The following is a 14,277-nucleotide window of genomic DNA, read 5'->3' on the forward strand; positions in this document are numbered from 1 at the left end:
ATAATAAACATCTTAAGTCATGGCTTTTAAAAGAATAATAAACATATATCATTTACTCATAATAATAAAAACCATGACTTTATTATATAAATCACTTAGTCGTTTAGCTATAAAACATATTTTTATTTAATTGAATTTAATTCTATCCTATCTGGAAGCTCACTCATATTTGTTTCAACAACTATGTACGGATAAGAATCCTCCTTATCTTTATACTTTATCTTGACTCTTAAAACATTCTTCCCTTCTTCACTCACACTTTCTATTTTGTTCATTTCTATACCATATTTATTATTTCCTCTAGTTACTATGATGTATATTTTGTCATCAATTTTAGCTGCCAATGCTCTTTCTTCATTTGTATACTTATCCATGACATCAAGTATTTTTTCTGGTATTGAATTTCTTTGTAATATAGTATAATCTACAGGCTTAGATTTCTCTACAAACATACTTGGTATGAATATAAATCCACCTATAACAAATACAAGAGCTATAACTCCATAAATTATACCTTTAATATTAAACTTTACATTCAATCTTATCACTCCTCCTATCTATTTAAATATATGATTTACAACCTTATCTTAGACTCTAAATTATTGATTAGAATATGTTTATCCATAATTATAAATATATGTAATACAATAAAAAAACATGTTTTCGATATTTTTTAATAAATAAAACATAAAATAAAAAGAGCTATATTAAAACAATTTAATTGTTTTAATATAGCTCTTTGATTTTCAATCTTAAAATATTTATTTATCACTAACGCCTTCTTGATATCCAGAGGTCTTTGTAATCTGTCTATAAAGGACACAGACCAGTATTATGACTCCCATATATCCAGTGTATGGATATAAAATACCAACCAGCTTATCAAATGGTAGGAATCCACCTATAAGACCTAATATAGCTGTTATTAATGTTATTATTTTAAACTTAGGATGATTATCATCAACAAATCTATTAGTTACTGACCATAATAGAGGTACAGCTGTTGTATATATACCTAATATAAGAATTATTGAGAATAAAACTCCAACTATTGGTGAAATCTTATCAGCTAAGAATAATGAAGGTATTGCTTTTGAATATAAGTTTCCTATATCAGAAAGAATAGCTAAATGCATCATTATAGCTGCTGCCATAAGTGCTACCCCACCTAATATACCACCACAAACGGCTTCTTTTTTATTAGCAGCACTTGCTCCTAAACCTGTTAAGAACGCCATGACAACGATTGTATTATAAGTAGTGTATATTACACCAGATAGGTACGCATTTGGAACTGGCTTAGATATTTTTACAGTACTAAGAACTTCTGCTGCTTGACCTATATTACCTATATTATGAGCTAAACTTATACCACCAACTAAAAGTGTAAAGATTATTATTATAGGTCCTATTCCACCCAGTATCTTTGATAATTTATCAAGACCTAGTGAAACAGTTAATAATGCTACTACTGCCATACCAACTCTACCTACAAATGGATTTAATCCATAGTACTCAGTTAAAGTTGCTCCTGCTCCTGAAATCATTACTACGAAAACACCAAATAAGAATAATGGTCCAAACCACTCAAAGAATATTCCTAAATACTTACCACAATAAACACGATAAATTTTAATAGGCTCTTTAAGTTGAAGTTCTTTACCTTTTGACATAACTGAAGCACCCATCCATGAGAATAATACCATTGAAATTATCCCACCAATAACTCCTGCAAAACCATAAAAAGTGAAAAATTGCATTATTTCCTGTCCTGTTGCAAATCCAGAACCAATTACTGTTGCTACATAAGCTCCTGCAAAACTTATGACTGTTTTAACGTTTACCTTTTCTGACATATCTCAGTTACCTCCCCACGTGAAATTTTTCATCTGCTTAAACAATTCTATAAACTACCTATAATTTCCTTTAACATAAAATACATGATAACTGTTTTAGAGCTTTTTAGTATAATAACTTAAAACTTATAATATATTTTTTATACAGTATACCTCCCTTCATAAGATTTAATAAATTCTTTTTTGTCTAAGTAGCTTTTATATATAAAATTAATTTCCCTATAAACTATATATTAGTCATATTTTTCTGAATAGTCAATATATATTTGAATATTTTCTCTATTTTTGTAAAAATTTGAATATTTTATTACATTTTTGATATATTGATATCATGTATAAAAAAGAGAGATATAAATTAATACATACCTTTATATCTCTCCTTCAAATATATTATATTATTAACAAATATGAATAATTTATATGTCTTAAATTCTTTTTGCAAGAATGGCTTCTTTGACAACTTTTATTATATCATCACAAGTTAATTCATATTTTTTTAACAATTCATTTGGGGCACCAGATTCTCCAAACGAATCTTTAACTCCAACTTTTTTTACTATAGTTGGATAAGACTCTCCAACTACTTCACTTACAGCAGAACCTAGTCCTCCAATTATACTATGTTCTTCTACAGTTACTATTGCATTTGTTTCTTTTGCTGTTTTTAATATTAAATCTTTATCTATAGGCTTTATTGTAGACATATTTATGACCCTAGCACTTATACCTTCTTCTTGCAACTTTTCTTGTGCCAGTATAGCCTCATTTACCATAATTCCACAAGCTATAATCGATACATCATCACCATCTCTTAAAACTGTACCTTTTCCTATTTCAAACTCATAGTTTTCATCAAATAAAACTGGTACTGAACTTCTTCCTAGCCTAACATAAACAGGCCCATTATATTTAGCTACTTCAAAAATCATTTTCTCTGTTTCAATACCATCAGCTGGAACAAGAACTGTCATATTTGGTATAGCTCTCATTATAGCAATATCCTCCACACTTTCATGAGATGCTCCATCTTCTCCAACAGTAAGACCTGCATGAGTAGCACAGATTTTTACATTTAGTTTTGGATAGCAAACTGAATTTCTTATAATCTCAAAAGCTCTTCCTGTAGCAAACATAGCAAAAGTACTTGCAAAAGGTATTTTGCCAGCAGTTGATAATCCACAAGCAGCACCTATTAAATTTTGTTCCGCTATACCCATATTAAAAAATCTATCTGGAAATAATTTGTAAAAGTCATGTGTTTTTGTAGATTTTGATAGGTCTGCATCTAACACAACAACATTGTCATTTATTTGACCTAGTTTTACTAATGCTTTACCATATGCCTCTCTCGTCGCCATTTTACTCATTGTCAGCACCTCCTAGTTCAAGCAAGGCTTTTTCTAACTCTTCGTCACTTGGAGCTGTTCCGTGCCATCCTGCTTGATTTTCCATAAAAGATATTCCTTTGCCTTTTATAGTTTTTGCAATTATCATTGTAGGTTTTTTAACTGTTGATTTAGCTATATCAAGAGCAGCAAATATTTGGTCAAAATCATGTCCATCTATTTCAATTACATTCCACCCAAAAGCTTTAAATTTATCAACTATTGAACCCAAATTCATTACACTTTCCGTATCTCCGTCTATTTGAAGCCCATTATTATCTAAAAAAGCAATTAAATTATCAAGCTTATAATGCGCTGCACTCATAGCAGCTTCCCAAACAATACCCTCTTGAACTTCTCCATCACCAAGTAAAGTATATACATTCCATGGGGCATTATCCAACTTTGATGCCATCGCCATACCACATGCAACTGAAAAACCTTGCCCTAGAGAGCCTGTAGATATCTCTATACCAGGCGTGCCTTTCATATCTGGATGCCCTTGTAACATTCTTCCAATTTTCCTTAGACCATTTAGTTCTTCCTTATCAAAATATCCTTTTTCAGCCAATGTAGCATATAATGCTGGTGCAGCATGTCCTTTTGATAATACAAATCTATCTCTATCCTCCATTTTAGGCTTTGAAGAATCCACATTCATTTCATCAAAGTATAACGCAGTAAGTATTTCAACTACTGATAATGACCCTCCTGGATGTCCAGATTTGGCTCTATGTATCATAGAAACTATATCTCTTCTTATGATACGCGCAATCTCATTTAATCCTTTATGGTCTCTCATGCAATTACCTCCCTTGAGTTCGTAATTTTATATCAATTCCATATTATTATATCACTTTTATGCTATTTTTTTGCGTTATTTTTGATTTTCTTAACACACCCTATTAAAATTAAACTCTAAAAGATATTTTTAAAGAAAAGAGGGATTGTCTAATAAAAGACAAATCCCTCTTTAAAAAGTAAACAATCCTAAACTTATTTGAAGTCCATCATCTACTTTTATCATCATATTTTCATCTAGACAACCAATTTTCTCCCTCAGTCTCTTTTTATCAATAGTTCTAATTTGCTCTAAAAGAATTACTGAGTCTTTATTAAGCCCATATTCATTGGAACTTATCTCTACATGAGTAGGTAATTTGGCTTTATTAATCTGAGATGTTATAGCTGATACTATAACTGTAGGACTATATTTATTACCTACATCATTTTGTATTATCAGAACAGGTCTAACGCCTCCCTGCTCTGAACCAACAACTGGACTTAAATCAGCGTAATATAAATCACCACGCTTTATTTCACAATTAGTACTCACCTTGGGCAATCTTCCCTTCATTTTTATCATCAGAAGATACTTCTTCAACTGTCATACCTAACTCAGCCAATGACAGATTGATTTGACCCATTTCTCTATAACCCGTTTTCATAGATTCTTTAATATGAATTCTCTTTTTCTGAGTTATATAGAACTGAAAAGCAGCTTTTGCAAAATCTTCTCTGTTACTGTTCTCCATCTGAACTATACTATCAACTTCAGAAATCAGAGAGTCTGGTAAAGTAACTTCTATTTTTTCTTTACTTTTATCGTACACAAAATCGCCTCCCAGATTATAATATCATGGTTTTATTTTAGCAAATAACTGTTTATTTGTACAAGCTCATTATTTTCCATATAAACACGGTCAACTCTTCTTGATATCATACATAACACTTCATAGTTTATAGTTCCTAAGTCTTGGGCTATACGTTCAGCTGTAACTTCACCTTCTCCAAATAGTATAACCTCATCTCCAACTTTTATGTCTATATCTTTGTCAATTCTAACCATTATTTGATCCATACATATTCTACCAACTACATCAAACACTTCTCCTTTAATAAGAACCTTTGGATTTTTTTGAATTCTAGTAAACCCATCTGCATATCCTATTGGAATTGTAGCGATTGTTTCTTTACCAGTAGTTGTATACTTTAGCCCATAACTTATTCCTATACCTGGTTCAACTTGTTTTATATGTCCGATTTTTGATTTTAATTTCATTGCTGGTTTTAGTTCTAATCTTTCTTTAAACACATCATCAGATGGATAATGACCATATAATATTATTCCTGCTCTTACCATATTTAACCTTAAATCAGGGCAATCCATAATAGCTGCACTGTTTGATACATGTTTTATAGCTATTTTTACACCAGCTTCGTCCAACTTATCAGACATAAATTTATAATTATTAGCTTGTTTATAAGTGTACTCTTTACTTACTTCATCAGCTGTAGCGAAATGAGTAAACATACCTTCTAAATTTATATATTCTAATTTATTTAATTTTATTATTTCCTGTACTGACTCCTCATTAGGTTGGAAACCTATTCTAGTCATTCCTGAGTCTATTTTAATGTGAACACAGGCTTTTTCTCCTAAAGATTTTGCAACTTCGTTTATCTTTTGTGCTGTTTCTAAAGAATAAACTGTCATAGTTATTTTATTTTTTATAGAATCTTCGAAAGCTTCGTCTGGAGTATATCCTAAATTTAAAATAGGAAGTGTTATGCCATTTTGTCTAAGTTCAATTCCTTCAGCAGTTCTTGCTACTGCTAAATAATCTACTTTTTCTTTTTCTAGTAATTTTGCAACTTCTACTGCACCATGTCCATATGCATCAGCTTTTATTACTCCACAAACCTTAATATCTTCTTCTAATAAATTTTTAATATTATTTAAGTTAAATCTTAAGTTATCTAGATTTATCTCTGCCCATGTAGGCACTGTTATTTTTTGCATTTCTTTAGTCCCCCTTAGTTTCTGTATTCAAAATTTTTGTATTTTACTGTAAATCTTGGCACTCCTTCTTTATCCAATACTTCCATTTTTTCAGGGTTCTTTGTGTCAGCATTTACATATAATACTTGCTTATTAAAATATTTATTATCCCCAGGAATAAAAGTTTCTAGAACCAAATGTCCTTTGGATAACTTTATTTTCATCTCTTCGTTTTGAAGATAATTTTTTATAAAGTCTCCTATAAAAAGATATTGATTGTTCTTTCCTGTATTAGGTAATTCCACTATATCGCTGATATTTGGATTTTTAACTAATATTTTATCACCTTGATACTCTATACTCTTCCCTTTTAAATGTTTTGGGGAAATTACTTCTAATTTATAGTTATCAGTTTTTTTATAAGTATGAATTAAAACATAATTGTGTGGGCTCTTATTTCCAAATACTTCTACTTCAGCTTTACAACTGTAAGAATTCATATCAGAAATCTGCTTTTGAAAGTCTTTGTATACTTCTTCTTTTGTGGACTGTCGCTTTTGGCATCCTATTACAATTATAACCAGTGCCAAAAACATAATACATACTATGGTCCACTTTTTTCTCACATCACACCTCCTACTCTAGTTTATTCATTGTATAAAGCTTTTATTATATCATATCTACAAATTATACCTTTAAGTTTATTGTCATCATCTACCACAGGAACTCTATTTATTGATTTTTTAATCATTAGATTGGCTACATCATCAAACTTATCATCTTCATGAACCTTTATTATATCTTTAGACATAAGTTCTCCAACTTTATAAGCAGCCACTTGCTTTATATCTTTTTCTACCTTTTTTAAATCATCTAAGAAAATCAATCCTTGTAATAGATTTATATAGAGAGGTGCTTCTATATATTTTTCCTTTTTAAGAATATCTGTTTCAGAAATTACTCCAACAACTCTGTTTTCTGAATCTACAACAGGCAAACCTCCTATTTTTTCTGCAATTAGCATATTAGCTACATCTGCTATACTATCATCTTGTTTTGCTACTATTACATCTGTTGTCATTATTTCTTTTGCTGTTTTGTCCATCATAATGTAATCACTCCTTAGTCCTTAATTATGGTTATCGCATTTGCTATAGCATAATCTTTTGAATGTGATATTGAAACTTTTATTTCTAAAACATTATAATCTATGCACATTTTTGCGAGATTATTATAAGTTTTTACTATTGGCTTTCCCATTTCATTTCTGAGAACTTCTATGTCTTTAAAGTTAAATACTCTAATCCCTGTGCCCATAGATTTACTTATAGCTTCTTTAGCTGCGAAATTGCCTGCTATACTTTCTGCTTTAAAATTCTTCGAGTTAAAATATTCAATTTCTTTATCAGTAAATATTTTTTCCAAAAACCTGTTATTTTTTTCTACAGCTTTTTTTATTCTGTCAATTTCAATTATGTCTACACCAATATCAAATATATTCATTGTTCCTCCAGAAAATTTATAATGATTCTTTAAATATTAATAATGAATTTATAAATTTACTATTGATAATACATATTATTATTTAGTTTATGTTACTTATCTTAATTTAATAATCATTATAATAAAATTGTAACTTTTAAAATTATTTGTAATGAATATTATATACAAATCTATTATATTATTTATTATACTACACAACTAAGCAAATTTTTTAAATTTTATAAAAATTTTATATATATTTATTATATGAAGATGTTTTCACTTACATAAAACCTATCTAAACCTTCTTTATATTCTTAATTACAACATAATTTTGCAGTAAATTTAAATTTTTTGTGAATTTATTATCACTAAAAAATTACATTTTCTTTGTTATTTTATTAACATCAAAAATAAAAAAAGCCATTTTATCCAAAATATTTTTTGGTCAAAATGACTTTTAAGATTATAAACTAATTTATTAAATCCATTCAGCAGATTCTGTTAATATAACAGTTTTATTTTGAGCTACATTAACGAATCCTTCTGCTATCTTCGCCTCTTTAAAACTTCCATCTTTTTTTATCTTTAAAGTTCCTACAGGTATACCTGAAACAAATGGTATATGACCTTTCAATACTCCTTTGTCCCCTTTTGTAGTTCTAACTACTATCATTTCAACATCTCCATCATAAAAAGTATTATCTGGAGTTACAACTTTCAATGAAAATTCACTAGCCATGACTACATACTTCCCTTCGCTTTTTTAACAGCATCTTCTATTGTTCCTACAAACAAGAATGCTGACTCTGGTAAGTTATCATGTTTACCCTCAAGGATTTCTTTAAATCCTCTTACAGTCTCTTTAACAGGAACATATTGACCTGGATTTCCTGTAAATTGCTCAGCAACTGTAAATGACTGAGATAAGAATCTTTGTATCTTTCTGGCACGTGCAACTATTAACTTATCTTCATCAGACAATTCATCCATACCAAGTATAGCGATTATATCTTGAAGTTCTTTATATCTTTGAAGTATTGATTGTACTCCTCTGGCTACTTCATAATGTTCCTTTCCTACTATATTAGGGTCAAGAATTCTTGATGTAGATTCAAGAGGGTCAACTGCTGGATATATACCCAATGATGATATCTGTCTAGATAAAACTGTTTTTGCATCTAAGTGAGAGAATGTTGTAGCTGGTGCTGGGTCAGTTAAGTCATCTGCTGGCACATATACTGCTTGAACAGATGTTATTGAACCTTTCTTAGTTGATGTTATTCTCTCTTGAAGCGCACCCATTTCAGTAGCTAATGTTGGCTGATAACCAACAGCTGATGGCATACGTCCTAGAAGTGCTGAAACTTCTGAACCAGCTTGTGTGAAACGGAATATATTATCAACGAAAAGTAAAACGTCTTGTCCTTGTTCATCTCTAAAATGCTCTGCCATTGTAAGTCCAGTTAAAGCAACTCTCATTCTTGCTCCAGGTGGCTCATTCATCTGACCAAACACTAGAGCAGTTTTGTTTATAACCCCAGACTCACTCATCTCTCCATAAAGGTCATTACCTTCTCTTGTTCTTTCTCCTACTCCTGAGAATACAGAAATACCACCATGTTGCTTAGCAATATTGTTTATAAGTTCTTGTATTAAAACTGTTTTTCCTACTCCTGCGCCTCCAAATAGACCTATTTTTCCACCTTTTAGATATGGTGCTAGTAAGTCAACTACCTTAATACCTGTTTCCAGTATTTCAGCTGTAGTTTCTAGTTCATCATACGCTGGTGCTGGTCTATGTATAGGTAATTTAGGTGCAGATTTCGGAGCTGGTTTTCCATCAACTGGTTTTCCAAGAACATTAAATATTCTACCTAAAGTCTCGTCTCCAACAGGAACACTTATTGGTCCGCCTGTATCTACAACTTCCATACCTCTTACAAGTCCGTCTGTTGCACTCATAGATATACATCTTACAGTATCATCACCTATATGTTGAGCAACTTCTGCAACTATTTCTTTATCTCCTAACTTTATTACTAACGCATTTAATAAGTTAGGTAGGCTTTGTTCACTATCAAACTTAACATCTAGTACAGCTCCTACAATCTGTACTACTTTACCTACATTTGCCATTTCCTAACCTCCCTATTTTAGAGCTTCAACTCCACCAACTATCTCTGTTATTTCTTGAGTTACAGCTGACTGTCTTGCTCTGTTATAACTTAACTCTAAATTAGATAGCATTTCATTCGCATTATCTGTAGCTGATTCCATCGCAGTTCTTCTAGCACCTTGCTCTGATGCAAAAGATTCCAAGATTCCACCATATACTGTACCTGATATAAACTGAGGTACAATATAACTTAAAACTGCCTCTGCTGATGGTATATATTGTACTTTTGATTTACTTTGCTTTTCTTCTTTTATTATGATTCCATGGTCATCTGTATCTTTTTCAAAAACTAATGGAAGCAATTTTAAAATTTCAACTTCTTGTGATAAAGCTGATTTAAATTTTGTATAAGAAATATAAACTTCATCTACTTCACCTTTTTTATACAAGTCAATAATAGTTTGTGAAATTTCTATCGCATCTTCATATCCACAAGCTTCAACACTATTTATATCTTTTGCTATATTGTAATCTCTTTTAGAAAAGAATTCGTGAGCTTTCTTTCCTACAGTTATGACTGTTTCCTTTTTACCTTGCATATGAGATACAGACTCCTTTAACACATTGGAATTGTATCCACCAGCAAGACCTCTGTCTCCAGCTACTACTATATAGCACTTATTTTTTACTTCTCTTTCTTTTAAAAATTCATTTCTAACTCCACGTGTTGTTTGGGCTATATCTTTTACTGTATCGTACAAAGTATTAAAGTATTCTCTTGAATCTTCAGCTTTTTCTTTTGCTTTTCTAAGCTTAGAAGATGCAACTAGTTCCATAGCTTTAGTTATTTGTTTTGTACTTTCAACAGTTCCCATACGTATTTTGATTGCTTTAATTCCAGCTCCTGCCAATTAATTTACCTCCTTTTTTAAAAAGGATTATACTTCAACAACAAACTTTTCTTTAAATTCATTTATTGCATCTGTTAAATCATGAGTGAAGTCATCTCCACTTAATATTTTTCTTGATATTTCTGGATAATTATTATCTACAAATGCATACAATTCTGATTCAAATCTCGCTATATTATCTATTGGAATATCCTCTAGATGATTATTTATAACAGCGTATATTATCATAACTTGATTTTCAACTTTTATTGGTTGATGCTCACCTTGTTTTAATATCTCAACTATTCTTTCACCTTGAGCAAGTCTCTTTTTAGTATCTTCATCTAAGTCAGAACCAAATTGTGAGAATGCTGCAAGTTCTCTATATTGTGAATATGCAAGTTTTAATGTACCTGCAACCTTTTTCATTGCTTTAATTTGCGCAGAACCACCAACCCTCGATACTGATATACCAGGGTCAACTGCTGGTCTTACACCTGAATAGAATAATTCTGGTTGTAAGTATATTTGACCATCTGTTATAGATATAACATTTGTTGGTATATATGCAGAAACGTCACCAGCTTGAGTTTCTATTATAGGTAAAGCAGTCATTGAACCTCCACCTAATTCATCTGATAACTTAGCTGCTCTTTCAAGTAATCTTGAATGTAAATAGAATACATCTCCAGGATATGCTTCACGTCCTGGTGGTCTTCTAAGTAATAATGACATTTCTCTATATGCAACGGCTTGTTTACTTAAATCATCATATACTATAAGTACATGTTTTCCATTGTACATAAATTCTTCACCCATTGCTGCTCCAGCATATGGTGCTATATATTGAAGTGGTGCTGATTCTGATGCTGTTGCTGAAACTACTATTGTATAGTCTAAAGCTCCACCTTTTTCTAGTGAATTAACCAATTGAGCTATAGTAGAACGTTTTTGCCCAATTGCTACATATATACATATAACATCTTTTCCTTTTTGATTTAATATAGTGTCAATAACTATAGATGTTTTACCAGTTTGTCTGTCACCTATTATTAACTCCCTTTGACCTCTACCAATTGGTATCATTGAGTCTATTGATTTGATTCCTGTTTGTAATGGTTCATAAACAGATCTTCTATTTATTATACCAGGTGCCTCAGATTCAACTGGTCTAGTTTTTGTATACGCTACAGGCCCTTTTCCATCTATTGGTTGACCTAGAGAATTTACAACTCTACCTAGTAAAGCTTCTCCAACTGGAACTTCGACTATTCTTCCAGTCCTCTTAACTATGTCACCTTCTTTTATTTCACTGTCATCACCAAGTATAACAGCTCCAACTACTTCTTCTTCTAAGTTAAGTGCCATACCATATATTTCACCTGGGAACTCTAGTAACTCACCAGACATAGCTTTCTCTAATCCATATACACTCGCTATACCATCCCCAACTGTTAAAACACTACCTGTATCTGTCAACTCAACTTTATTCTCATAATTTTTTATTTGCTGCTTAATTATAGAACTTATTTCTTCAGGTTTTAAGTTCATGGGTTCACCGCCATTCTTAAGATATTACTTCAGATAGCTTTTCTTTCATCTTATCTAGACGAGTTTTTACAGTGCCATCTATCTGCTCATTTCCAATTCTAACTAGAACTCCCCCTAGTATAGTCTTGTCAACTACATTTTCTATAGTAACATTTTTATTATATTTACTTGAAAGTTTAACTTCAAGTTCTTTAATATCTGTTTCACTCATTGGAATAGCACTTATTGCTACACCAGCAATTACATTATTTTTCTTATTTAATAATTCTTTATAAGCTAATTCTATATCTTCTAAATATGATATTCTATCTTTGTCTACCAGGACCTTCAAGAAGTTTTTTATGTTAGAACTTACTTCTTTACTAAAAATAATTTCTACTAAGTTTTTCTTTTCTGATTTTGAAACTAATGGTGATTTTAAAACTTTGTAGAAATCTTTACTAACTTTAGTCATCATATCTACTACTTTTTCTAATTCTTTAAACAATAAATCAGTTGAATTTTCTTCTTCTCCTAATTGAAATAGGGCTTCAGCATATCTGTTGGCTATTACATTTATCATTTAGCTTCCCCTACCTCTTTTATAAAGTTTTCTATCAATTCTTCATGTTTAGATTTATCTAAATCTTTTTCAATAACCTTAGATGCTGCAAGTAATGCTATATTAGATATATCATTCTTAATTTCATTTATAACCTTTTGTCTTTCTTGTTCTACATCTTTACTTGCTTTTTCTTTTATATCAAGAGCATCTTTCTTTGCAGTATTTACTATATCATCTGATTTCTGTTCTGCTCTTATAGTTGCTTGTTTTATGATTTCTTGACCTTCATCTTTAGCAAAATTGATTTTTGACTCATATTCTTTTTTCAGAGCTAAACCTTCATTTTTTGCTTTTTCGCCTTCTGCCAAATCATTTTTAATATCATTTTCTCTTGATTGAATTATATTTAATACTGGCTTAAATAAAAGCTTTCTCAGAAGTAAAAATATTATAAAGGTATTAACAATCTGGAACACAAATTCCCATGTTATACCTACTAGTGCTTTCTCCATAATTATCCTCCTTTCCATAAATCATAACTACTTATAATCACGAGAAGAAAAAACTCTTCTCATGATTATAAGTTTGAGATGATTTACCTATAAACCTATCTCAAAATATTTAAGGACTAAATCTACATTCCTAAGTATTTAAAGAATGGATTTACGAATAGAAGTATTATTGATATAACCAAACCATATATTGCTGAAGACTCTGCTATAGCAACACCTAGTAATAAAGTTGAAGTTATATCACCTTTAGCTTCTGGTTGGTTTCCTACTGCTTCTGCTGCTTTACCTGCTGCTACACCTTGACCTATCCCTGCACCTATACCTGTTGCAACTGCTATTCCTGCACCTATTGCTGATGCTGCCGCTACTATTGCTGTTTCCATAATTATTTCCTCCTTAAAACTTTAAATTTTTAAATTATTTTATTTTTATCTTAATATAAGTTGATTTCTTAATCTAATTCTCCTGCACTTGATATAAACACCATTGTTAACATTATGAATATATATGCTTGTAACAATCCTGCAAACAAGTCAAAATACAAGTGCAATGGTACTGGTATTAGTATCTGTCCAATTGGTATTGATAATCCTGGTATTAAACTAGATACAAAACCTAAAAGCTGATAAAATAGACCCATTATAATTGTTCCACCTAAAATATTCCCAAATGGACGGAAACTTAATGATATTGGTCTAGCTAACTCACCTATAATATTGATTGGTAACATTACAGGAAGTGGTTGAGCCAATTCTTTAAAGTACGATAATCCCTTAAATTTAACTCCTGCAAAATAAATCATAAAAAATGTAATCATTGCCCATGCAGCAGTTGTATCCAAGTCGGTTGTTGGTGATCTTAATCCAAGTAATGGGCTTAAATTTGAGCATGCGAAAAATAAAAACAAACTTCCTATGTATGGTATCATATATGGCATTCTTTTTATTGTGTTTTTACCCATAACATTTGTAACCATTTTAGCAAGACCACCTATTGCAAATTCCAAAAATATTTGGATTTTACTAGTTGGAACTTTTTTTAAGTTTCTAGTCAAGAAATAAGATGCTATCGCTAAAAAGGCCATTATTCCCCAACTCACTAGTATTGTTTCACTAATTTTAAAGTTTCCTATGAGATAATAATGCGCTTGACTCAT

Annotated in this window: 18 protein-coding genes; all 18 read right to left on the minus strand. The window is 30.8% G+C overall.

Annotated elements, in window-relative coordinates:
• Nucleotides 1-122: 122 nt before the first annotated feature.
• The 18 genes from ACTG47_RS18315 to atpB all read right to left on the minus strand — a co-directional run bounded on the left by ACTG47_RS18315 (nt 123) and on the right by atpB (nt 14,277).
• The gene (locus tag ACTG47_RS18315) at nt 123-539 is read right to left on the minus strand and encodes a hypothetical protein (RefSeq protein WP_479925617.1); all 417 of its coding nucleotides are present in this window, start codon (nt 537-539) and stop codon (nt 123-125) included.
• 222 nt (nt 540-761) lie between these two features.
• Nucleotides 762-1,856 carry a YkvI family membrane protein gene (locus ACTG47_RS18320; RefSeq protein WP_479925618.1) on the minus strand — a complete coding sequence of 365 codons (1,095 nt, stop codon included), beginning with the start codon at nt 1,854-1,856 and terminating at the stop codon, nt 762-764.
• 425 nt (nt 1,857-2,281) lie between these two features.
• The gene (locus tag ACTG47_RS18325) at nt 2,282-3,223 is read right to left on the minus strand and encodes a transketolase family protein (RefSeq protein WP_479925619.1); all 942 of its coding nucleotides are present in this window, start codon (nt 3,221-3,223) and stop codon (nt 2,282-2,284) included.
• The gene (locus ACTG47_RS18330; protein WP_169468873.1) at nt 3,216-4,043 is read right to left on the minus strand and encodes a transketolase; all 828 of its coding nucleotides are present in this window, start codon (nt 4,041-4,043) and stop codon (nt 3,216-3,218) included. The genes ACTG47_RS18325 and ACTG47_RS18330 overlap by 8 nt, the downstream gene beginning before the upstream one ends.
• A 171-nt stretch (nt 4,044-4,214) precedes the next feature.
• Nucleotides 4,215-4,598, minus strand: coding sequence for a type II toxin-antitoxin system PemK/MazF family toxin (locus ACTG47_RS18335; protein WP_003421356.1), 384 nt, complete (start codon nt 4,596-4,598; stop codon nt 4,215-4,217).
• Nucleotides 4,567-4,854, minus strand: a complete 288-nt coding sequence (locus ACTG47_RS18340) for a ribbon-helix-helix protein, CopG family (RefSeq protein WP_054271906.1) — start codon at nt 4,852-4,854, stop codon at nt 4,567-4,569. Before ACTG47_RS18340 ends, ACTG47_RS18335 begins: the two co-directional genes overlap by 32 nt.
• A 32-nt stretch (nt 4,855-4,886) precedes the next feature.
• Nucleotides 4,887-6,044 (minus strand): alanine racemase, encoded by a 1,158-nt coding sequence (gene alr / locus ACTG47_RS18345; RefSeq protein WP_479925620.1) that lies wholly within the window; start codon nt 6,042-6,044, stop codon nt 4,887-4,889.
• Between the two features lie 14 nt (nt 6,045-6,058).
• Nucleotides 6,059-6,649 carry a germination lipoprotein GerS gene (gerS, locus tag ACTG47_RS18350; protein WP_479925621.1) on the minus strand — a complete coding sequence of 197 codons (591 nt, stop codon included), beginning with the start codon at nt 6,647-6,649 and terminating at the stop codon, nt 6,059-6,061.
• A 20-nt stretch (nt 6,650-6,669) separates the two neighbouring features.
• Nucleotides 6,670-7,131: a CBS domain-containing protein gene (locus tag ACTG47_RS18355; RefSeq protein WP_479925622.1), complete on the minus strand. Its 462-nt coding sequence runs from the start codon at nt 7,129-7,131 to the stop codon at nt 6,670-6,672.
• A gap of 14 nt (nt 7,132-7,145) precedes the next feature.
• Nucleotides 7,146-7,526, minus strand: a complete 381-nt coding sequence (acpS, locus tag ACTG47_RS18360) for a holo-ACP synthase (protein WP_169468865.1) — start codon at nt 7,524-7,526, stop codon at nt 7,146-7,148.
• A 460-nt stretch (nt 7,527-7,986) separates the two neighbouring features.
• A complete protein-coding gene (atpC, locus tag ACTG47_RS18365) occupies nt 7,987-8,247 on the minus strand; it encodes an ATP synthase F1 subunit epsilon (protein ID WP_054271910.1) in 261 nt (86 codons plus the stop codon).
• Between the two features lie 2 nt (nt 8,248-8,249).
• Nucleotides 8,250-9,644, minus strand: coding sequence for a F0F1 ATP synthase subunit beta (gene atpD / locus ACTG47_RS18370; protein ID WP_479925623.1), 1,395 nt, complete (start codon nt 9,642-9,644; stop codon nt 8,250-8,252).
• Between the two features lie 12 nt (nt 9,645-9,656).
• Complete coding sequence (gene atpG, locus ACTG47_RS18375; RefSeq protein ID WP_479925624.1) at nt 9,657-10,535, minus strand: ATP synthase F1 subunit gamma; 879 nt, start codon at nt 10,533-10,535, stop codon at nt 9,657-9,659.
• 27 nt (nt 10,536-10,562) lie between these two features.
• A complete protein-coding gene (gene atpA, locus ACTG47_RS18380; RefSeq protein WP_169468860.1) occupies nt 10,563-12,065 on the minus strand; it encodes a F0F1 ATP synthase subunit alpha in 1,503 nt (500 codons plus the stop codon).
• A gap of 16 nt (nt 12,066-12,081) precedes the next feature.
• Complete coding sequence (locus ACTG47_RS18385) at nt 12,082-12,627, minus strand: F0F1 ATP synthase subunit delta (protein WP_479925625.1); 546 nt, start codon at nt 12,625-12,627, stop codon at nt 12,082-12,084.
• Complete coding sequence (gene atpF, locus ACTG47_RS18390) at nt 12,624-13,121, minus strand: F0F1 ATP synthase subunit B (protein ID WP_479925626.1); 498 nt, start codon at nt 13,119-13,121, stop codon at nt 12,624-12,626. Before atpF ends, ACTG47_RS18385 begins: the two co-directional genes overlap by 4 nt.
• A gap of 122 nt (nt 13,122-13,243) precedes the next feature.
• Nucleotides 13,244-13,504: an ATP synthase F0 subunit C gene (gene atpE / locus ACTG47_RS18395; protein WP_479925627.1), complete on the minus strand. Its 261-nt coding sequence runs from the start codon at nt 13,502-13,504 to the stop codon at nt 13,244-13,246.
• 68 nt (nt 13,505-13,572) lie between these two features.
• A complete protein-coding gene (gene atpB, locus ACTG47_RS18400; protein WP_054271915.1) occupies nt 13,573-14,277 on the minus strand; it encodes a F0F1 ATP synthase subunit A in 705 nt (234 codons plus the stop codon).

The organism is Clostridioides sp. LIBA-6622, assembly GCF_056716095.1.